22 protein-coding genes are annotated in these 20831 nt (G+C 62.6%); 11 read left to right on the forward strand and 11 right to left on the reverse strand.

The window, feature by feature from the left end; genetic code table 11:
* Positions 1-22: 22 nt before the first annotated feature.
* The 3 genes from hisD to ABIB56_RS03485 are packed head-to-tail and all read left to right on the forward strand — an operon-like array spanning position 23 to position 2917.
* Positions 23-1333, forward strand: a complete 1311-nt coding sequence (gene hisD, locus ABIB56_RS03475; RefSeq protein ID WP_354567523.1) for a histidinol dehydrogenase — start codon at positions 23-25, stop codon at positions 1331-1333.
* A gap of 48 nt (positions 1334-1381) precedes the next feature.
* Entirely contained in the window at positions 1382-1852 is a 471-nt protein-coding gene (gene nrdR, locus ABIB56_RS03480; RefSeq protein WP_354567525.1) for a transcriptional regulator NrdR, read from the forward strand.
* Positions 1853-1885: 33 nt separating this feature from the next.
* Positions 1886-2917 (forward strand): quinone-dependent dihydroorotate dehydrogenase, encoded by a 1032-nt coding sequence (locus ABIB56_RS03485; protein WP_354567526.1) that lies wholly within the window; start codon positions 1886-1888, stop codon positions 2915-2917.
* A gap of 82 nt (positions 2918-2999) precedes the next feature.
* On the opposite strand, the gene ABIB56_RS03490 is transcribed toward ABIB56_RS03485, so the two are convergent.
* The gene (locus tag ABIB56_RS03490) at positions 3000-3584 is read right to left on the reverse strand and encodes a DUF3043 domain-containing protein (RefSeq protein WP_354567527.1); all 585 of its coding nucleotides are present in this window, start codon (positions 3582-3584) and stop codon (positions 3000-3002) included.
* A gap of 39 nt (positions 3585-3623) precedes the next feature.
* Here ABIB56_RS03490 and ABIB56_RS03495 point away from each other — a divergent pair, with 39 nt between their 5' ends.
* The 6 genes from ABIB56_RS03495 (at position 3624) to ABIB56_RS03520 (ending at position 9185) form a co-directional block, all read left to right on the forward strand.
* Entirely contained in the window at positions 3624-5027 is a 1404-nt protein-coding gene (locus ABIB56_RS03495; RefSeq protein ID WP_354567529.1) for a dipeptidase, read from the forward strand.
* Between the two features lie 117 nt (positions 5028-5144).
* Positions 5145-5510: a HesB/IscA family protein gene (locus ABIB56_RS03500; protein WP_354567530.1), complete on the forward strand. Its 366-nt coding sequence runs from the start codon at positions 5145-5147 to the stop codon at positions 5508-5510.
* A 167-nt stretch (positions 5511-5677) separates the two neighbouring features.
* On the forward strand, positions 5678-6565 hold the full coding sequence (gene ctaC / locus ABIB56_RS03505; protein WP_354567531.1) for an aa3-type cytochrome oxidase subunit II: 888 nt from the start codon (positions 5678-5680) through the stop codon (positions 6563-6565).
* Between the two features lie 10 nt (positions 6566-6575).
* Positions 6576-8318, forward strand: a complete 1743-nt coding sequence (gene ctaD / locus ABIB56_RS03510; protein WP_354567532.1) for an aa3-type cytochrome oxidase subunit I — start codon at positions 6576-6578, stop codon at positions 8316-8318.
* A gap of 5 nt (positions 8319-8323) precedes the next feature.
* Positions 8324-8746 carry a cytochrome c oxidase subunit 4 gene (locus tag ABIB56_RS03515; RefSeq protein WP_354567534.1) on the forward strand — a complete coding sequence of 141 codons (423 nt, stop codon included), beginning with the start codon at positions 8324-8326 and terminating at the stop codon, positions 8744-8746.
* A complete protein-coding gene (locus ABIB56_RS03520; RefSeq protein WP_354567535.1) occupies positions 8715-9185 on the forward strand; it encodes a GNAT family N-acetyltransferase in 471 nt (156 codons plus the stop codon). The genes ABIB56_RS03515 and ABIB56_RS03520 overlap by 32 nt, the downstream gene beginning before the upstream one ends.
* Positions 9186-9298: 113 nt before the next feature.
* Here the strand turns inward: ABIB56_RS03520 and qcrB are convergent, their stop codons facing one another.
* The 4 genes from qcrB to ctaE are packed head-to-tail and all read right to left on the reverse strand — an operon-like array spanning position 9299 to position 13532.
* A complete protein-coding gene (gene qcrB, locus ABIB56_RS03525; RefSeq protein ID WP_354567536.1) occupies positions 9299-10945 on the reverse strand; it encodes a cytochrome bc1 complex cytochrome b subunit in 1647 nt (548 codons plus the stop codon).
* Complete coding sequence (qcrA, locus tag ABIB56_RS03530) at positions 10942-12012, reverse strand: cytochrome bc1 complex Rieske iron-sulfur subunit (RefSeq protein ID WP_354567537.1); 1071 nt, start codon at positions 12010-12012, stop codon at positions 10942-10944. Before qcrA ends, qcrB begins: the two co-directional genes overlap by 4 nt.
* 40 nt (positions 12013-12052) lie before the next feature.
* Positions 12053-12868, reverse strand: a complete 816-nt coding sequence (gene qcrC, locus ABIB56_RS03535; protein WP_502917541.1) for a cytochrome bc1 complex diheme cytochrome c subunit — start codon at positions 12866-12868, stop codon at positions 12053-12055.
* 34 nt (positions 12869-12902) lie between these two features.
* A complete protein-coding gene (gene ctaE / locus ABIB56_RS03540; RefSeq protein WP_354567538.1) occupies positions 12903-13532 on the reverse strand; it encodes an aa3-type cytochrome oxidase subunit III in 630 nt (209 codons plus the stop codon).
* 78 nt (positions 13533-13610) lie between these two features.
* Between ctaE and trpD the strand changes: the two genes are divergently transcribed.
* Entirely contained in the window at positions 13611-14669 is a 1059-nt protein-coding gene (gene trpD / locus ABIB56_RS03545) for an anthranilate phosphoribosyltransferase (RefSeq protein WP_354567540.1), read from the forward strand.
* Positions 14670-14710: 41 nt separating this feature from the next.
* Here the strand turns inward: trpD and glpK are convergent, their stop codons facing one another.
* On the reverse strand, positions 14711-16222 hold the full coding sequence (glpK, locus tag ABIB56_RS03550) for a glycerol kinase GlpK (RefSeq protein ID WP_354567541.1): 1512 nt from the start codon (positions 16220-16222) through the stop codon (positions 14711-14713).
* 89 nt (positions 16223-16311) lie between these two features.
* Positions 16312-17073, reverse strand: coding sequence for an MIP/aquaporin family protein (locus ABIB56_RS03555; RefSeq protein ID WP_354567543.1), 762 nt, complete (start codon positions 17071-17073; stop codon positions 16312-16314).
* Between the two features lie 200 nt (positions 17074-17273).
* Here ABIB56_RS03555 and ABIB56_RS03560 point away from each other — a divergent pair, with 200 nt between their 5' ends.
* The gene (locus tag ABIB56_RS03560) at positions 17274-17660 is read left to right on the forward strand and encodes a TraR/DksA family transcriptional regulator (RefSeq protein ID WP_354567545.1); all 387 of its coding nucleotides are present in this window, start codon (positions 17274-17276) and stop codon (positions 17658-17660) included.
* A gap of 24 nt (positions 17661-17684) precedes the next feature.
* On the opposite strand, the gene ABIB56_RS03565 is transcribed toward ABIB56_RS03560, so the two are convergent.
* The 4 genes from ABIB56_RS03565 to ABIB56_RS03580 all read right to left on the reverse strand — a co-directional run bounded on the left by ABIB56_RS03565 (position 17685) and on the right by ABIB56_RS03580 (position 20781).
* Complete coding sequence (locus ABIB56_RS03565) at positions 17685-18056, reverse strand: YchJ family protein (RefSeq protein ID WP_354567547.1); 372 nt, start codon at positions 18054-18056, stop codon at positions 17685-17687.
* A gap of 74 nt (positions 18057-18130) precedes the next feature.
* Positions 18131-19024 carry a TolB family protein gene (locus ABIB56_RS03570; protein WP_354567548.1) on the reverse strand — a complete coding sequence of 298 codons (894 nt, stop codon included), beginning with the start codon at positions 19022-19024 and terminating at the stop codon, positions 18131-18133.
* 49 nt (positions 19025-19073) lie between these two features.
* Entirely contained in the window at positions 19074-19862 is a 789-nt protein-coding gene (locus tag ABIB56_RS03575; RefSeq protein ID WP_354567549.1) for a carbohydrate ABC transporter permease, read from the reverse strand.
* Positions 19855-20781: a carbohydrate ABC transporter permease gene (locus ABIB56_RS03580; protein ID WP_354567550.1), complete on the reverse strand. Its 927-nt coding sequence runs from the start codon at positions 20779-20781 to the stop codon at positions 19855-19857. The genes ABIB56_RS03575 and ABIB56_RS03580 overlap by 8 nt, the downstream gene beginning before the upstream one ends.
* Positions 20782-20831 lie beyond the last annotated feature (50 nt).

Below are 20831 nucleotides of genomic sequence, written 5' to 3' on the forward strand. Positions count from 1 at the left end.
CGTCCAATAGAATGAACCAGCCATGATCCAGACGATTGACCTGCGAGGTCTCAAGCCTAATCGCGCCGAGCTTCTCACCCTGATCCCGCGGTCGCAGACCGATGTTTCCGCCGCCACGGCGATTGCCACCGAGTTGATCGCGGATGTACGAATCCGTGGTGAGTACGCCCTGCTCGACCAGGCAGAACGGTTCGACGGTGTGCGGCCAGAGCAGGTGCGGCAGAACATCGCCGATCTGGCGAGCGCCGTCCGCGGACTCAACACGGAGGTGCGCGACGCGCTCGAAGAAGCGATCAGCCGTGTGCGTGCGACCTCCGAGGCGCAACTGCCCGCACCCGCTGTGACCCAACTCGGCCCCGGCGCAGAGGTCATCCAACGCTGGACGCCCGTCAATCGTGTCGGCTTGTACGTGCCGGGCGGCAAGGCGGTGTTGGCGTCGAGTGTGGTTATGAATGTCGTACCAGCGCAGGTCGCCGGTGTGGGATCCATCGCTCTCGCTTCGCCGCCGCAGAAGGAGTTCGGTGGTTCGGTCCACCCGACGATCCTCGGAGCGGCAGGCCTTCTGGGCATCGACGAGGTCTACGCGATGGGCGGCGCTGGTGCCATCGGCGCTTTCGCCTACGGCGTGCCTGGCCTCGACCTCGATCCCGTGCAGCTCATCACTGGCCCTGGCAACGTCTTCGTCGCTGCGGCGAAGCGGCTCGTGCGCGGCCAGGCCGGCATCGACGCGGAGGCCGGGCCTACCGAGATCCTGGTGATCGCGGATGCCACAGCCAACCCCTTCCTCGTCGCGACTGACCTGCTCAGCCAGGCCGAGCACGACGAACTCGCCGCTGCTGTACTGGTTACCGATTCGCCTGATTTCGCGGACCGGGTACAGGCAGAAATCGAGCGCCTCGCTCCCGCCACCCACCACCGGGCCAGGGTAGATGTCGCACTCCGCGGCCCGCAGTCGGCGATCGTGCTCGTTGATGACCTGGTGGCGGCGGCAGCTTTCAGCAACGTCTACGGCCCGGAACACCTGGAGATCCAGACGGCGGAACCGGGGGAGGTGCTCAACCTCATCGAGAGCGCAGGGGCCATCTTCCTCGGAGACAACTCTCCGGTGAGCCTCGGCGACTACCTGGCCGGTTCCAACCACGTGCTGCCCACCGGTGGGCAGGCACGGTTCACCCCGGGGCTCGGGGCGTACACCTTCCTGCGACCCCAACAGGTCATCCGCTACGACCGGGAAGCGCTTCGGGCCGTCGAGTCGAAAATCGTCGCACTAGCTACCGCTGAAGATCTGCCGGCTCACGCCGCAGCGATCACCGCGAGATTCATCGAGGGCTAACCCTGCATTCGAAGTGAAACCTGGCGAAGCCGGTATCCTGTAGACACCATGTTCTGCCCATTCTGCAGGTATCCAGATTCGCGCGTGATCGACTCCCGCACCAGCGACGACGGGCTCTCTATCCGTCGCCGTCGTCAGTGCCCCGACTGCGGTCGGCGATTCAGCACGACAGAGACCGCCAGCCTCAACGTGGTCAAGCGCAGTGGCGTCGTGCAGCCATTCAGCCGCGAAAAGATCGTCTCCGGGGTGCGCAAGGCGTGCCAGGGACGTCCGGTCACCGACACGGACCTCGCCGTGCTCGCGCAGAAGGTCGAAGAGACCATCAGGGCCACGGGAGCCTCGCAGATCGAGGCGAACGACATCGGCCTCGCCATCCTTCCTCCGCTCAGGGAACTCGACGAGGTCGCCTACCTGCGTTTCGCGAGTGTCTACCAGGGCTTCGACTCTCTCGAGGACTTCGAAGAGGCGATCACCCTGTTGCGCGTCGAACACGACGCGGCGGCGGTCGCGGAAGACTGACCGCATCGTCGCGGCCGCTAACCTGACTACGGCATGTATCGACTTCTCTTCTCGCTCGTCCTCTCCCGATTCGATCCGGAGACGGCTCATCATCTGGCCTTCGATGTCATCCGCTGGCTGCCGCGTTTCGGCGTCGGATTCTTCCTGCGTCGCATCAGCCGTGCGCACAAGAGCCTCGCCGTCAGCGCACTGGGGCTGGACTTCTCATCGCCCTTCGGCGTTGCCGCCGGTTTCGACAAGGACGGCAGGGCTATCCGGGGACTCGGCCAGCTCGGCTTCAGTCATATCGAGGTCGGCACTGTCACGGCGATTGCCCAGCCGGGCAACGAGCGTCCACGGCTCTTCCGGCTCATTCCCGACCACGCGGTTATCAACCGTATGGGTTTCAACAACAGGGGAGCTGAGGATGCCGTACCGCGACTCGCGCGGGAAGCGGCAAGGCGCATCCGTCCGATCATCGGTGCCAACATCGGCAAGAGCCGCGCGGTTGACGTCGACGACGCGACCGACGACTATCTGGTCAGCACCAGGCTGCTCGCCCCGGTCGCCGACTATCTCGCCGTCAACGTGAGCTCGCCGAACACGCCAGGCCTCCGCGGCCTGCAGGAGATCGACAGGCTGGCGCCGCTGCTCAGCGCGGTGAAGCTCGCGGCCGAGACGACCCCGGTGCTGGTGAAGATCGCGCCCGACCTCTCGGATGGTGAGGTGCGTCGTATCGCCGGTCTCGTTGTCGAGTTGGGGCTCGCGGGCATCATCGCGACCAACACGACGCTCTCGCGAGAGGGCTTGACCACGGATGTCTCGATCGTCGAGGCGGCCGGTGCTGGAGGTCTCTCCGGTGCTCCGCTGAAGGCGCGCTCCCTCGAGGTCCTCGCTGTGATCAGGGCAGTCGTGCCCGCCGAACTCTGCGTGATCTCGGTTGGCGGAGTGGACACGGCCGAGGATGTCGCCGAGCGCCTGGCAGGCGGGGCCACACTCGTGCAGGGCTACACGGCTTTCCTCTACCGCGGGCCGCTCTGGGCTCGCACGATCAACCGCGGTCTCCTGAAGCTGCGCCACGGCTGACACGCGCGGACTTGCGGGCCGTTAACCGACAACACCCGATCGACGGATCGACCGGGTGTGACCGAACTCGTCGGGCGATGACTCAGGACGGGTAGGCGCCGCGCTTGACCTGCGCCTTGGGAAGACGCATCGGGCGCAACTGCAACGCGCGCATGGCGGTGTACCAGCGGTTGCCCTTCTGCAGCTTGCTCGCGCCGAACTTGGCCGTGAGCTTGCGTTGGATGATGAATCCGACGGTCACGCAGTCGATGACGGCGACGATGAAGAACGCCCACAGGCCGAAGATCGCGATGGTCTGCAGCACGACATTGTTGATGAAGGTCAGGATGATCACGAGGAACATGACGGGGATGATCAACTCGCCGACGCTGTAGCGGGCGTCGATGTAGTCGCGGATGAAGCGACGCTGCGGACCCTTGTCGCGAATCGGCAGGTATTTCTCTTCGCCGGCGGCCATGCCGACGCGAGCTTTGTCGCGGGCTTCGGCCATCTTGGCGCGGGCGACCTTGTTGCCCGTCTTGCGGTCGCCGGAGACGAGCGGGCGCTGGTTCGCGGCTTCTCGCTCTTTGCGCGTCGGGGTCGGGCGGCCTTTCGAACTCGACACACTGTCGGTGTTCAGTTCGTAGTCGACGGCGTCGTCCGCCTTGCTGGTGCCTGGCTTGGCCATTTCATTCCTCGCAATAGATGTCTGCTTAAGATTACCTCCATGACTTCTTCCGAGACCACTCGTGCCGAATTGCTCCACTCCCTGCGGGAAGCGGTGCTGGCCGGCTTTCCCAGCGCGGTCGCCGATCTATCCCGGCTGGTGCGCATCCGTTCGGTCTCGGCTCCGGCTTTCGACCCGCAGCAGGTGAGCGACAGCGCGGATGCCGTGGCCGCACTCGTCCGCGACCTCGACGTGTTTGAGAGCGTCGAGATATCCCGTGCCGCCATCGGCAGCACCGGCGTGCTGGGACAGCCCGCTGTGCTCGCCGCTCGCGCCGCTCGCAACGGCAAGCCGACCATCCTGCTCTACGCCCATCATGACGTACAGCCACCGGGCAAGGACGAAGACTGGGAGTCCTCGCCCTTCGAGCCCACGGCCCGTGGTGATCGGCTGTACGGACGCGGAGCAGCGGATGACAAGGCGGGCGTAATGGCGCATGTCGCCTCGATCCGTGCCTTCATCGAGACCGCCGGATCGGACTTCGATCTCGGTCTCGCCCTCTACATCGAGGGGGAGGAGGAGATCGGCTCGCCATCCTTCGCCAACTTCCTTACCAAGCACCAGCAGCAGCTCGGTGCCGACGTGATCGTGGTGGCCGACTCCGACAACTGGGACACGACTACCCCCGCGCTCACCGTCGGCCTGCGAGGCAACGTGACCTTCACCGTCACGATCCGCACCCTCGGACACGCCTCGCACTCCGGCATGTTCGGCGGGGCAGCCCCGGATGCCATGCTCGCGACGATCAAACTCCTCGCGAGTCTCTACAACGAAGACGGCTCGGTGGCGGTGGCTGGCCTCACGGATCGGGACGCTGAGACGCCGGAGTATGACGAGGCCAGACTCAGGGAGGAGGCCGCCCTGCTCGACGGGGTGACTCCAATCGGCTCTGGCACGATCCTCAGCCGTATCTGGTCGAAGCCGGCGATTACGGTGACCGGTATCGACGCCGTCAGCGTCGAGAATGCGTCCAACACGCTGGCTCCTGAGACCCGTGTTCGAATCAGCGTGCGTGTGGCACCGGGCCAGCCGGCATCCGAGGCATGGACGGCGATCGAGAAACATCTTCGGGAACACGCTTCATTCGGCGCTCAGCTCGAGATCACCGACCTGGACAAGGGCAACGGGTTTCTCGTCGACACGAGCGATTGGGCCGTCGCTGAGGCGAAGACCTCCATGACGGATGCCTGGGGCGTCGAAGCGGTTGAGACGAGCGTCGGCGGCTCCATTCCCTTCATCGCCGACCTGGTCGAGCTCTTCCCGAGGGCCCAGATCCTGGTCACCGGCGTCGAGGATCCGGATTCCCGTGCGCACAGCCCGAACGAATCCCTGCACCTCGGCGTGTTCCAGCGGGCCATCCTCACCGAGGCGGTACTTCTCGCGCGCCTCAACGAACGCGCCTAAAAAATCCCGCGCGCAGGGAACAAATGCCCAGCCTTCGGTGCTTACACTGGAGGTAACGCTTTTCGAGACGCACGTTTTTCGATATGCATGCTTTTCCCCGACGCACAAGGAGCGGTTATGACCGACACCACGTTGACCGAATCGACGATTGCCGCTGCGCACGGCGTGCTCCTCAGCGGTTCCGCCGCAGATAAGGTCCGCAGCCTTTACGAGCAGGAGGGTCGAGACGATCTTCGTCTGCGTGTGGCTGTGCAGCCTGGCGGCTGCTCGGGGCTCATCTACCAGCTCTACTTCGACGAGCGCCTGCTCGAGGGGGATGCGACAGTGGACTTCGGCGGTGTCGAGGTTGTCGTCGACAAGATGAGCGTTCCCTACCTCGATGGAGCCACCATCGACTTCGAAGACACCATCCAGAAGCAGGGTTTCACTATCGACAACCCGAACGCAACCGGCAGCTGCGCCTGTGGGGATTCTTTCCACTGACAGCAAGTCTTCACCGGCCTTTCAGAAAGGGAATCGTCTTCGGACGGTTCCCTTTTTTGGCACCATGCGGCCAGTTCCGGTCTGAGAGCGCGCGTCCTTCGGAGTAGGCTGGGAAGCACCAAATAGGCCGTTGTTCATAACAGTCCGTGTCATCCGAGAGGTCCCAGGTGCGCTCTAACCGCCGTCTTCGATGGGCTGTCATTCCCATAGCCGTGGTGCTTGTCGTGGTACTCGCGGGATGCAGCCAGCAGCAGCTGAGGGGTTTCCTTCCCGCGGCCTCACAGGATGCAACCAACCACACCTCCGGTATCACCGGCCTGTGGGTCACCTCGTGGATCGTGCTGCTCGGCGTGGGAATCATCACCTGGGGGCTCATCATCTGGGCGGCGATCATCTACCGCCGCCGCAAGGGCCAGACCGGCCTTCCGGTGCAGATGCGCTACAACCTGCCGATCGAGATCTTCTACACGATCGTGCCCCTGATCCTGGTGCTCGGATTCTTCGCCTTCACCGCGAAAGAACAGAACTCGATCGAACACCCCACCAAGAACCCCGACGTGCAGATCGAGGTTTACGGTAAGCGCTGGGCGTGGGACTTCAATTACCTCCATGTCGGACCAAGCGATAAGGGCGTCAACTCGCCCGGCATCCAGGCACAGGAGAACCAGAACGGCGACGGCACGATCGACACCGCCAAGCTCCCCGTGCTCTACCTTCCGGTGAACAAGAGTATCGAGATCGACACCCAGAGCCGCGATGTAGCGCACTCCTTCTGGATTGTCGACTTCCTCTACAAAAAAGACAACATTCCGGGCCAGACCAACAAGATGTACTTCACCCCGACCAAGCTCGGAACCTACGAGGGCAAGTGTGCGGAACTCTGTGGCGACTATCACTCGCTGATGCTGTTCAGGGTGAAAGTGGTCTCGCAGGGTGACTACGACGACTACATCCAGAGCCTCGTCGACAAGGGTCAGACGGGAATTCTCGGCCCGGAGTACAACACCAATACGAACCTCCCCGGCAACGAAGCGCCAGCGGTAAACGAGAAATAGGGCGACCAGAATGAGTACAGCCACATCAGCCCGCCCTATCGCAGGCACCAGTACAGGCCAGGAGTACGGCGCCTCGCAGGTCGGCCGCAGGGGCAACATCGTCGTTAGCTGGATCACCTCCACCGACCACAAGACCATCGGGTACCTCTACCTGATGACGTCCTTCGTGTACTTCCTCCTCGGCGGCGTGATGGCCCTGGTCATCCGTGCCCAGCTCTTCGAGCCAGGACTGCAGCTGGTGCAGACCAAAGAGCAGTACAACCAGCTCTTCACCATGCACGGCACGATCATGCTGCTCATGTTCGCGACGCCGCTCTTCGCCGGCTTCGTTAATGTTCTGATGCCGCTGCAGATCGGCGCGCCCGACGTAGCGTTCCCGCGTCTGAACGCATTCGCCTACTGGCTCTACAGCTTCGGATCTGCCATTGCTGTGGCCGGCTTCCTCACCCCGCAGGGAGCCGCATCCTTTGGATGGTTCGCCTACGTGCCGTTGTCGACGACAACATTCTCGCCCTCCCTCGGAGGGAACCTCTGGGTGTTCGGGCTCGCCCTGAGTGGGTTCGGAACAATTCTTGGTGCCGTCAACTTCATCACGACCATCATCACGATGCGCGCACCCGGTATGACCATGTTCCGGATGCCGATCTTCACCTGGAACGCACTCGTCACGTCGATCCTCGTGCTGATGGCCTTCCCGGTACTCGCTGCGGCCCTGTTCGCACTCGGCTCCGACAGGGTGTTCGGGTCGCACCTCTACAACGTGGAGGCTGGGGGAGCGATCCTCTGGCAGCACCTGTTCTGGTTCTTCGGGCATCCAGAGGTCTACATCATCGCCCTGCCGTTCTTCGGCATCGTCTCAGAGGTGTTCCCCGTCTTCAGCCGAAAACCGATCTTCGGCTACAAGACCCTCGTCTATGCGACGATCGCGATCGCGGCGCTCTCAGTCACGGTGTGGGCGCACCACATGTATGTCACCGGGTCGGTTCTGTTGCCGTTCTTCTCGTTGATGACGATGCTCATCGCCGTGCCGACAGGGGTGAAGATCTTCAACTGGATCGGCACGATGTGGCGCGGTTCCATCACCTTCGAGACCCCCATGCTCTGGGCGATCGGCTTCCTCATCACCTTCACCTTCGGCGGACTGACCGGTGTGATTCTGGCATCGCCACCGCTCGACTTCCATGTCTCCGATACCTACTTCGTGGTGGCGCACTTCCACTACGTCGTGTTCGGAACCGTCGTCTTTGCGATGTTCAGCGGGTTCTACTTCTGGTGGCCGAAATGGACGGGAAAGATGCTCAACGAGCGTCTGGGCAAGATCCACTTCTGGCTGTTGTTCATCGGGTTCCACACGACATTCCTGGTACAGCACTGGCTCGGTGTTCTCGGCATGCCACGTCGCTACGCGACCTACCAGCCCGGTGACGGCTACACCTGGATGAACCAGCTCTCCACCGTCGGTGCCATGATCCTCGGATTCTCGATGCTGCCGTTCATTCTGAACGTCTACATCACCGCTCGTAAAGCGCCGCGAGTGACAGTGAACGACCCGTGGGGCTATGGACGCTCGCTGGAGTGGGCGACCTCCTGCCCGCCTCCTCGGCACAACTTCACCTCGATTCCTCGCATCCGTTCCGAATCTCCCGCTTTCGACCTGAACCATCCCGAGGCGGACATCCCGGTGGGTATCGGGCCGTTGAAGGACGCTCCGGAGTCTGCGACCTACGATTTCGCGGATGAGAAGGTGAAGTAGATCCCATGAACACCAATGCCAAGATGTTCACGATCCTCGGCGGGTTCTTCGTTCTGGCCGATGCGACCTACGTGATCTGGAGTCTCGTCGATCCCCTGCACCTCAGGGTGGAATGGGTTGGGACGGTGGGCCTCGGACTCGCCGCCATCCTCGCGTTCTTTATCGCTTTCTACCTCGGGCGTTCCCATCACTCGGTCGGCGGAGAACTTCCAGAGGACAGGCTCGACGCTGACATCGACGACGGCGACCCGGAGCAGGGATTCTTCAGTCCATGGAGTTGGTGGCCGATCATGCTGGCGGGTGGCGCAGCGCTGTTGTTCATGGGAATCGCCATCGGTATCTGGATCGCATTCATCGGCGTGGCCGTGACGGCGATCAGTCTCGTAGGGTGGGTCTATGAGTACTATCGCGGAAACTTCGCTCGTTAGCAGTTCCGCGAGGATTCGCCCGGCAACCTCCGGCGATGCGAACGCTGTCTTCGCCCTGGTCGAACAGCTCGGTATCGGTGGCACGCCGGAACGGTCGTCCTTCGATGAAGCCTTCCAGAGCGCTGTCACAGACGGTGACGACCACATCCTGTTCGTCACCGAAGCCGATGGCGCGGTGGTCGGTTACGCCCTGGCGACCATAGCGAGGCTCCTCTACACGAACGGCGATGTGGCACAGCTACAGGAACTGGTGGTGGATGCCAAGGTTGGTGGCCGCGGATACGGCAGCCAGCTCGTCTCGGCCATCGAGCGTGAGTGCCGGGCCAGGGGAGTGCTCCAATTGACCGTGGCCAGCATCCTGCGCGCGGCGTCGTTCTATGAACGACTGGACTACCGCTCAACCGCCAACTACCTCAAGAAAGTCTTTCTAGAAGACTGAGAACCGGTCCGCTAGCGTATTGCCGTTCGCACAGTTTTCCATCGGCGATGCGGCCCGGTGATTAAACCGGGGAAGCCCCGGGATACTCATCCCAGGGCTTCCTTACTTCGGTTCTAGTGGTGGTCCGAGCCTGACTCCAGCTCGCCCTTGGTGACAGGAGCGATGCGGTCCTCGAAGAACCAGCGGGACAGGGATCCTCGGAAACGCTGCGCTCCGGTGATGCGTCCTTGCTCATCCGGACGGATCATCAGCGGCTTGTACTCGTTGAAGCTCACCAGGCGCCAGCGCTCGTACTCATCGAGCTGCTCGTGCACCTCGATGTACTCGCCGCCCGGAAGCCGAACGATGCGACCGGATTCGAAGCCGTGCAGGGCGATCTCCCGATCCTTCTTCTGAAGGCCGAGACACACTCGCTTGGTCACGACGTAGGCGATGATCGGACCGAGGAAGAACAGGGCCTGCAGCACGTGGATCACGCCCTCGATGGTCACTTTGAAGTGTGTCGCGATGAGGTCGGAGCTTGCAGCCGCCCACAATACTGCGTAGAAGGTCACACCAGCGGCGCCGATGGCCGTGCGCGTCGGCGCGTTGCGCGGACGCTCGGCCAGGTGGTGCTCCCGCTTGTCGCCGGTGACCCAGCCCTCGATGAACGGGTAGAAGGCCACCAGCGCCAGGAAGATCGGCAGCACCAGGATCACGACGATGATATTGAAGGACCAGGTGTGGTTGAGCCAGACGAACTCCCAGCCCGGCGGAACGAGGCGAAGCGCGCCATCCGCGAAGCCGATGTACCAGTCAGGCTGGGTACCGGCGGAAACCGGGGATGGGTCGTAGGGTCCGTAGGTCCAGATCGGGTTGATCGTGAAGAGAGATGCGATCAGCACGATCACACCGAAGACAACGAAGAAGAACCCGCCGGCCTTGGCGGCGAATACCGGGAGGATCGGAACACCGACGACGTTGTCGTTGGTGCGTCCTGGACCGGCGAACTGAGTGTGCTTGTTGACAATCATCAGCAGCAGGTGCACGCCGAGTGCTGCGACGAGGATCGCCGGCAGCAGCAGGATGTGAATGGAGTAGAACATCGCCACGACTTTGGTGCCGGGGAACTCTCCACCGAAGAGCAGATAGGAGGTCCAGGTGCCGATGAAGGGGATGCCCTTGATCAGCCCGTCGATGATGCGGAGGCCGTTGCCGGAGAGCAGGTCGTCGGGGAGGGAATAGCCGGTGAAGCCCTCAGCCATGGCCAGAATGAAGAGCAGGAATCCGATGACCCAGTTGATTTCACGCGGTTTGCGGAAAGCACCGGTGAAGTACACGCGCAGCATATGCAGGCCGATGGCTGCGATGAAGAGCAGCGCAGCCCAGTGGTGGATCTGGCGGAACAGTAGGCCGCCACGGATGTCGAAGGAGATGTTGAGCGTCGACGAGTATGCCGCCGACATCTCGAGTCCCTTGAGCGGCACGTACGAACCGTGATAGACCACCTCGGCCATCGAGGGCTGGAAGAAGAAGGTCAGGAAGGTTCCGGAGAGCAGGATGACGACGAAGCTGTAGAGAGCGACCTCGCCGAGCATGAACGACCAGTGGTCGGGGAAGATCTTGCGCCCGAGCTCCTTGACGAGACCCGAGATGCTGGTTCGCTCGTCGATGTAGTTGGCTGCGGCGCCGGTGAAACGTGCACCGCGGGTGGGCGCGAGTACCTCGGTTGTGGGCTCTGCAGCTGGCGGTGTTGCGGTGGTCGGGGCTGAGACGGTCATGAACGCTCCCAGAAACTTGGGCCGACGGGCTCGTGGAAGTCGCTCTGCGCGACCAGGTAGCCCTCGGAGTCGATGGCGATCGGCAGCTGCGGCAGCGGCCGCTTGGCCGGGCCGAAGATGACCTCACACTCGTTGGTCACGTCGAAGGTGGAGGAGTGGCACGGGCAGAGCAGGTGGTGGGTCTGCTGTTCGTACAGTGCCACGGGGCATCCGACGTGGGTGCAGATCTTGGAATATGCAACGATGCCGTTGTAATTCCAGGTCTCGCGTCCCGCGGAGACGTGGAGATCCTCCGGCTTGAGACGCATGAGCAGAACAGCCGCCTTGGCCTTTTCTTCCAGGCGGTCTTCTTTGTTGTTGAGCCCCTGGGGGATCACGTGAAAAACGGAGCCGAGAGTGACATCCGCAGCCTTGATCGGCGTGCCTGAGGGGTCTTGGGTAAGCCGCATGCCTTTAGCCCACATGGTGTGCTCGAGCTGGGGAACTGGGTCCGCAGCGGGAGCGAGATCGCGGAAGAGAACGATGCCAGGTAGCGGGAACGCAACTAGTGCACCGATCAGGCTGTTGCGGATAAGGGTACGACGACCGAACCCGGACTCCTGGTTGCCCTCTTTGAAGATCTCGACGGCACGTGAGCGAGTCGCCTCCGACCCACGGGTGAGGTGGCGGTCCTCAGAAAGCTCGTCGCCACGCATCAGGTTCTTGGACCAGTAGATGGCACCGATACCGATACCCAACAGACCGAGCGCGATCGCGAGACCGAGGAACAGGGTGTTCAGGCGCACCGACGTGGTGTCACCGGGCGTGATCGGGAAGGCGACGTAGGAAGCGACAGCGAGGATGCTTCCCACGACAGACACGTAGAAGAGGGTGTACACGCGGCGCTCGGCCGTGCGGTCTTTCTTCGGGTCGACATCCGTGATGCGTAGGCGGTGCGGCGGCAGTCCCGGATTTTCGAAGGCATCGGAGGCAATGACAGCCGTTCCGGGCGACGCCTGGTTCGGCTCGCTCTTCACTACGGCCGAGCCGGCAGCGGCGTTCTCGCCACCGTCGTCATGCTGTGCCATTCTCTTCCCTTCGGTTGGTGCGGTAGTTCATGATGCGAAGCTAGTTTGCCTTGGCGGCGATCCAGATCGTGACGCCGACAACAGCGCCGAGACCGAAGATCCAGATGAAGAGGCCTTCTGAGACGGGGCCAAGGTTTCCGAGATCGAATCCGCCGGGAGACGGATTCTTATCGAGGTACTTGAGGTAGGTGATGATGTCGGCCTTCTGCTCCGGCGTGAGGTTCTTGTCATTGAACACCGGCATGTTCTGCGGCCCGGTGACCATGGCCTCGTAGACGTGTTCAGGGAGCACACCGCTTAGCGCGGGAGCGAACTTGCCTTCGGTGAGCGCGCCGCCAGCACCGGCGACGTTGTGGCACATGGCGCAGTTGATGCGGAAGAGCTCAGCCCCGGTTGCCGCGTTGCCATTGCCCTTGAGGTACTTCTTGTCGGGGATGCCAGGGCCGGGTGAGAGCGAAGCCACGTATTCCGCGAGCGACTGCACCTGCTCGTCAGTGAACTGCACGGGCTTCTGCTCGGCCTGGGGTCCCTGGTTGGCGAGCGGCATCCGACCGGTGCCGACCTGAAAGCTCACGGACGCGGCACCGACCCCATAGAGACTGGGGCCTACACCGTCGACGCCTTCGGCGCTCAGGCCGTGACAGGTGGCGCAGTTAGCGGCGAAGAGCTTCTTGCCCTCGTCTGCCGAAGCCTGGGTGTGAATCGACGCTGGCTCGGCGGATGCCGTGCTGCTGAACAGCGCGTAGGCGCCACCGGTCGACATCAGGCCGATCACGATGAGGGCCACCGTGGCCAGCGGATGACGCCGGCCAGCCGACCGGCTACGACGGGCCATTGTGCGTGAATTCTTCGCCATGCTGAAGTGGTTTCCCTGGTTCCTGTAGGAGCGGCTATTTGAGGATGTAGATGACCAGGAACAACCCGATCCACACGACATCGACGAAGTGCCAGTAGTACGAGACGACGATTGTGCTCGTCGCCTCCTTGTGTCCGAAGTTCTTGACGCTGAATGCACGACCGATGATGAGCAGCATCGCTATCAGGCCGCCGGTGACGTGGAGGGCGTGGAATCCGGTGGTGATGTAGAAGGCGGAGCCGTAAGAATTCGACTGGAGGGTGACGTGTTCGCTCACCAGGTTGGCGTACTCGAAGACCTGACCGGTGACGAAGACGGCACCGAGTGCATAACTGGCGAAGAACCACTCGACCATGCCCCAGTGCGCCGGATTCCAACTCGTGCGCCTCTTCTGCAACCGCTCGGCGGCGAAGACCCCGAACTGGGCGGTGAACGACGACGCCACCAGGATGATCGTGTTGGTGAGCGCGTAGGGAACGTTGAGCTTTGGCGTCTCTGCGGCCCACAACTCAGGGGATGTCGATCTGAGCGTGAAGTAGATCGCGAACAGCCCGGCGAAGAACATAACTTCGCTGCCGAGCCAGACGATCGTTCCGACCGCAACCACGCTGGGGCGATTGACGACGGGAGCCCCGGCTGAGTGGGAAAGAGAGGTGCTGGTCACTTATCTATTATGGCCGATTTCGGGAGCGGCGTTTCTCATTCGCCCGGGCAGTTCGGTCAAATAGCTAGGATCACAGCTATGGCTTCCGACCTCACCTGGCCCCAAATCCTCGGCATTCTCGTTGAGGGGTCCAACCTCTCGATCAGCGAGGCGACCTGGGCGATGGAACGCGTGATGGCAGGCGAAACCACCCCGGCCCAGCTGGGCGGACTCCTCGTCGCCCTGCGGATCAAGGGCGAGACTGTCGATGAGATCGTCGGTTTTCGCGATGCGGTTCTCGGCAGTTCATTGCCTCTGGACGTCGACTCGATGGTGCTGGACATCGTCGGAACCGGGGGAGACCCGTTCGGAGCGGTGCTGAATATCTCATCCGTCGCCTCGATCATCGTCGCGGCAGCCGGCGTTCCGGTGGTCAAGCACGGCAACCGGGCTGCCAGCTCGTCATCCGGAGCATCCGACGTGCTCTCGGCGCTCGGAGTGGACATCACGATTCCGCCGGAGCGGGTCGCGGCTGTTGTGAAGTCCACCGGCATCACTTTTGCGAACGCGTCCCTTTTCCATCCCGGGTTCCGTCACGCGGGGCCGACTCGCAGGGATCTCGGCATTTCGACGCTGTTCAACATTCTTGGCCCGCTCTGCAACCCGGCGCGCCCTGAGGCTTCGGCCGTCGGTGTCTCGAGTCTGGAGCGGGTGCCGCTCATCGTCGGCGTATTCCAGACCAGGGGAGCGACGGCGCTCGTCTATCGCGGTGACGACGGCATCGACAAGCTCACGACCACCGGCCACAGCCATGTATGGGAGGTGTCGAGGGGTTCCGTCACCGAGCACGATCTCGATCCATTGGATCTCGGAATAGCGCGAGCGCCGATCGAGGCCCTACTCGGCTCGACCCCCCAGCACAACGCGAGCGTCGTCCGCTCGGTGCTCGCGGGAGCACAGGGGCCGCAGCGCGATGTCGTGTTGCTCAACGCGGCCGCAGGAATGGTCTCCTTCGATCTCGCCGGCGATCCGGAACTCCTGCGTGAGCCGTTCGTCGAGCGGATGCGGAACCGGCTGGTCACAGTCGCTGAAACCGTCGATTCCGGCGCGGCGGCGGCCAAACTCGACGAATGGGTCGCGGCAACCTCGCAGACGTGAAGATGCCCGCCAGATCATCCGGCGGGCATCTCCCTTGAACGCTACTTCACGTCGTCGTCGACCCAGTCGAAGGTCTTGGTGACAGCTTTCTTCCAGAGGCGCATCTGGCGATCGCGCTCGTCGCCGTCCATATCCGGCGTCCAGCGACGGTCTTCCTGCCAGTTGGCGCGGAGTTCGTCGAGGTTCGCCCAGAAGCCGACCGCGAGGCCTGCGGCATAGGCGGCGCCGAGTGCCGTGGTTTCCGCGACGACCGGACGCACGACCGGAACGTTGAGGATGTCGGCCTGGAACTGCATGAGCTCGTTGTTGGCCACCATGCCGCCGTCGACCTTGAGTTCGGTCAGGTCCACTCCGGAGTCCGCGTTGACCGCGTCCAGCACCTCGCGGGTCTGGAACGCTGTCGCCTCAAGCGCGGCCCGGGCGATGTGGCCCTTGTTGACGTACCTGGTCAGTCCGAGGATCGCTCCACGGGCATCCGAACGCCAGTAGGGCGCGAACAGGCCGGAGAAGGCGGGGACGATATAGACGCCACCGTTGTCGTCCACCGTCTTGGCCAGGGTCTCGATCTCCGGAGCCGAACTGATGAGGCCGAGGTTGTCACGCAGCCACTGGATCAGCGAACCGGTGACCGCGATCGATCCCTCGAGCGCGTAGTGCGGCTTCGCGTCGCCCAGCTTGTAGCCGAGGGTGGTGAGCAGGCCGTTCTTCGAATGGACGATCTCTTCACCGGTGTTGAAGATCAGAAAGTTGCCGGTGCCATAGGTGTTCTTTGACTCTCCAGTCTCGAACGCCGCTTGCCCGAACGTGGCGGCCTGCTGGTCTCCGAGGATGCCCGCGATCGGAACCTCGCGCAGCAGGCTCGACTCCGATACCGTTCCGTAGACCTCGGAGGAACTCTTGATCTCGGGCAGCATCGATTTCGGGACTCCGAAGTCGGCCAGGATCGAGTCATCCCAGGCCAGGGTCTCGAGATCCATAAACAGCGTTCGTGAGGCGTTGGTTACGTCAGTGACGTGCACACCGCCCTCCGTGCCGCCGGTGAGGTTCCAGAGCACCCAGGAGTCAGTGGTGCCGAAGAGCAGGTCTCCGGCTTCCGCCTTCTCGCGTGCGCCGTCGACGTTCTCGAGAATCCAGACGATCTTGGTGCCCGCGAAGTAGGTGGCGAGGGGCAACCCGACCTTCTGCTTGTACCTGTCGACGTCACCGTCGGCGAGGCGATCGACGATCGACTGCGTGCGGGTGTCTTGCCAGACGATTGCGTTGTAGACGGCTTCGCCAGTGTTCTTGTCCCAGACGACGGCGGTCTCGCGCTGATTGGTGATTCCGACGGCTTTAATGTTGTGCCGGGTGATATTGGCCTTGGACAGCGCCTGGCCGATCACTTCACGCGTGTTGTCCCAGATCTCTTTGGGGTTGTGCTCCACCCACCCGGCCTTGGGGAAGATCTGCTCGTGCTCGAGCTGGCCGGTGGACACGATCGACCCGGAGTGGTCGAAGATGATGGCGCGGGTGCTCGTGGTGCCCTGGTCGATAGACAGGATGTAGTCGGTCATGAGTTACCTCCATGTAACGAATTGCGGTGAGAGAGAATCGGGCTGGTCCAGAGTCTGAACCAGCCCGATGTGGGTTGGTTGCCCGTTTGCTACTTGCTGGCGATGAGCGGCAGTAGCGGGTGAGCGAGGAGACCCGCGATCACGCCTCCGAGGATGGGGCCGATGACGGGTACCCATGAATAGGACCAATCGCTCGAACCCTTGCCCTTGATCGGCAGGATGAAGTGGGCAATGCGCGGACCGAGGTCACGTGCGGGGTTGATCGCGTACCCGGTCGGACCACCGAGGGACGCGCCGATGGCAACGACGAGCAGTGCGACCGGGATCGCTCCGAGCGCCGCAAGGCCCGCGGGCGTCGCAGAGCCAGCATCTCCACCTCGACCGAAAGCGATCACCACGAATACCAGCACGAAGGTGCCGATGACCTCGGTGACCAGGTTCCAGGCGTAGTTGCGAATAGCAGGACCGGTAGAGAATACACCGAGCTTGTTGGCGGGATCGGGTTCCTCGTCGAAGTGCTGCTTGTAGGCCAGCCAACATCCGATAGCACCGAGGAAGGCGCCGATCAGCTGAGCCGCGATGTAGACGAGCACTTTGCCGATGGGGAAGCTGTGGGGATCGTTGACCGCGAGCCCGATGGTGACTGCCGGGTTGAGATGGGCCCCGGATGAGTATGACGCGGTAACACCGGCGAAGACCGCGAGGCCCCAGCCGAAGTTGACCAACAGGAACCCGCCGTTGAAACCCTTTGTCTTGGTGAGCGCCACGTTCGCGACGACACCGGTACCGAGGAGAACCAGCAGGAATGTTCCCACTATCTCCGAGAGGAATATGAGACCGAGATTGTCCACTTTGACCTTCCTAGTTTGCACAACCAGCTGCAGGTGGGAGCCGGCAGCCAGATGCTCTGGCTCCACCATAACGGCAACGGGGCCATTTATAACGGGGTCGTGACAATCATTGATCGCGGGTTTTCCCGCTGACAGGTTGCGTTCGTGCATAGAGTTGGTGGGCCGTCTCGCGGCGGTACTCCGCGGATTGAGGTCGCATCATGAAACCGCATCGCGGTGACAACGTACTCACTGCGTCGCAGATCGCGCGACTGAAGCAGGTGTTGCGTGTCAGGAAGATCGAACTCGACGACCGGGTCAACGACGTCAGGATCGAACTCGCCGATCTGAGGGAAGCGAGGGCGGATGCCTCGGCCGACGACGAGCACGATCCTGAGGGCTCGACACTCTCGTCTGACTGGTCCCGCATCCAGGGACTCCGGGAGCACCTGTCCGCGCAGCAGTGCCAGGTCGACGCTGCATTGCTGAGGATGGATGACGGCAGCTACGGCATCTGCATCAATTGCGACGGCCCCATCGGTTTCGCTCGCCTCGAGGCCCAGCCAGCCGCCATGCTCTGTATCGACTGTGCCCGCGCGGTGGAGTAAAGGTGCGGCAAACTTGTCCGTGATTTAAGGAGCGGAACGCTGGAGCCACACGGGAAAACGGATGGATTGTCGTCTTCGTGCGCTGAATTCGACGGTACCGCTGGTGTCCAGCATCCGTCCGCCGTCAGTGCCGATGATCTGCAGACCGAACCAGCGCTGCCCCGGGTCGAGTTCGAGAGTGGACGGCCGCGTGGATGGATGCCAGGAATCCAGCAGGTACGCAGCATTACCGAAGACGAAGGCCGTGTATCGCGAGCGCATCAGGCGTTCAGCGGTCGGAGCGAGCACCTGACCGAGATGGATGGGTGCGCAGCACGCGCCGTAGATCTCGCCGCTGAGGCATGGGCAGCGGACCGAAGCATCAGCGGGTGGCCAGGCGATGGAGGAGTCATTCACCCGATAAGTATGCCGAGGACTGATTGGCGAGACGCGACCGGTCGGGACGAGGCCGGAGCACGATCGACGGGCTGCTACTCCGCTGCGTAATTCACGAACGCGATGCGTCTGCCTGTCGCATCCCAACTCGGCACGTTCATGGTTCCCTGGCCGCCGAACGCGGTCACGAGATCACGATGAGTTGATGCTCCCTTCGCCACATCCGCGACCTCGAGAAGTCGTACGATGACCTCCACGTCGGCGGGGTGGCCGAGCGTTCCCGGCGGAAAACTGACGTAGGCGATCCGGTCGCCGACGGGGGAGACATGGGGAAACCAGTTGACCCGCTCATCGAAGGTGAGCTGCTCGGTCCCACTGCCGTCCGTGCGCATCCGGAACAACTGGGCATGACCTGGGGTCGAGGATGCGCGCTCCGAGTTGAAGTAGATCCACTTGCCGTCGGGGCCGAATTCGCTTCCATCGTCTGCGAACTCGTCGTCGGTCAACTGGACATCTGCACCACCCGCGCTGGGGATGGTGAAGACGTTGGTGGTGACCAACCCGTCGACATGGCGCTGCATGCCGATGTACGCGAGGGTGTCTCCATCGGGTGAGACACCGTGAAGATAGTAAGTGAAGGCGTCGTGATCGTTGGACACACGTCGGATAGATCCGCCCTCGACGGGAACGGCGTAGATATGGCCGTCCTCGCTCGACACGTACACGGTTCGAGCATCGGGACTGACCACGTGGTCGTTGTTGATGGCCGGGATGTCGCCGAGATCGATCGGGACCAGGTCGTCGTGCCCTGCGGCCGCGACGCGGTAGAGCTTTCCGCCGCCGTTGATCACCAGCCACTCGCCATCCGACGTCCAATTCGGTGCCTCGAAGAGCAGTTCTGCTGAGGTTGCGATCAGTTCGCGTTGGCCGGAATCGACATCGAGAGTGTAGAGCTCTGATCGTTGTCCGGGGTGAAGGTCGCGGGGCATTGTGTGGTTCTCTTTCGGTCGGATCGACGTAGTGAGCGGGAAGCTTCGTCTATTTGAGAGCGCCGGCGGATAGTCCGCGCTCGAAAAGGCGTTGCAGACAGAGGTAGGCGACCACCTCGGGGATCGCCGTGATGACGGCCGAGGCGAGCACCTTGGTCTGGTCATTGCTGAACTGCCCGACGAAGAACTGTGGCAGCTGGGTGATGGTCTGTGTCGAAGGATCGACGAGGAAGACCAGCGGGAGAAGATAGTCGTTCCACGCTCCCAGGAGGGTGAAGACGACTATTGCGGCTCCGATGGGCCGGGTGAGCGGCAGGATGACGTACCAGAATGCCGACCAGGTACTGGCTCCGTCGATCCGGGCCGCCTCCAGGAGCTCATCCGGTATGCCGTCCACGAAGTTGCGGGCGAGCAGCACCGTGAAGGGTAGCTGCAGGGCGGACAGCGGAAGGATGACCGCCCAGTAGGTGTTGTAGAGGTTGAGCGAAGTCACCGTCGCGAACAGGGGAGTCAGCAGCACGACCTCGGGAAGCGTCAGCGCGGCGATCAGCATCCAGAAGAAGGCGGCCTTGCCTCGGATGTGGAGCTTCGCGAATCCGAATGCGGCGAGCATGGTGAATGCGTAGACGATCACGATGGTGGTGACCGCTATCAGCGCGCTGTTTCGGAAGAAGAGGGGGAGCTCGGGAACGGACAGCACGGCAAGGTAGTTGCCCCAGCCGGCGCCGGCGAGAGAGCCGCCCACCATCGCGATGAGGGGCAGCAGGAAGGGCACGACCAGGATGGTCAGGACGATCTGGAGGGCAATTCTCGAGCCCAGTCTTCGGGATTCAAGCATCGGCCTCAGGGCCTTTCCTGCGTCGGCGGAGGTTCAAGAGGATGGCCATCGAGAGCGCGAGGATGAGCAGCAGGATCGACAGGGCGGCCCCGTATCCGACAGCACCGAGCGGAATACTGGTGCGATAGATCAGAGTGCCAAGGAACTCGGTGGCGAAGTTCGGCCCCCCGACGGTGACGAGGTAGGGAATGTCGAAGGTCTTAAGGGCACCGATCGCACTCAGGGTCGCGAGCGCGAGTGTGGTTCCTCTCACGTTCGGCCAGATGATGCTGACCAGACGCCGGATGTTGCCGGCACCGTCGAGTTCTGCGGCTTCGAGCAGTTCCGGATCCAGCTGTCCCATCGCCGCGAAGTACAGGATGAACGACACACCGGTGCCACCCCAGATCGTGATCGCCAGAATCGCACCGAGCGCGGTATCGGATTGTGCGAGCCACGGCTGCGCGAGCCCACCAAGACCGATGTGTGTCAGCAGCCAGTTGAACTGTCCATCGTTGGCGAAGATCTGCCGGAAGACCGGTGCCATGACCGCCGGAGCGAGAACGACAGGGACGAACAGGACGACCTTGTAGGCACCGCCGAACCACGGCCGCGAGTGGAGGATCGCGGCAAGAACGAATCCGAGGATCGTCGAGACGGTGAAGGTGACGACGAAGCTGATGACCGTGTGCTGAATGGTGAGCCAGAAGACCGGATCGGTGAACGCCTTGACGTAGTTCGCCGCTCCGACGTGGACTACATCGGGGCTCGTGCCGTTCCAGGTCAGGGTCGAGATGTAACCGGTGTAACCGACCGAGTAATACAGCAAGCCGACCGAGAAGACCAGTGCCGGCAGAATCCATGCGTAGCCTGGCGGCCGCAGGAAGGAGCGCCGGCGAGCGACGCTCCTTCCCCGGGTGCGACCATCTGGTTTCGGCATCCGAGTTCGTTGAGCAAGGCTGGACGACTCAGGCATTGCTGTGCCTCAGA

The organism is Glaciihabitans sp. UYNi722, from assembly GCF_040549465.1.
Lineage (GTDB): Bacteria > Actinomycetota > Actinomycetes > Actinomycetales > Microbacteriaceae > Lacisediminihabitans.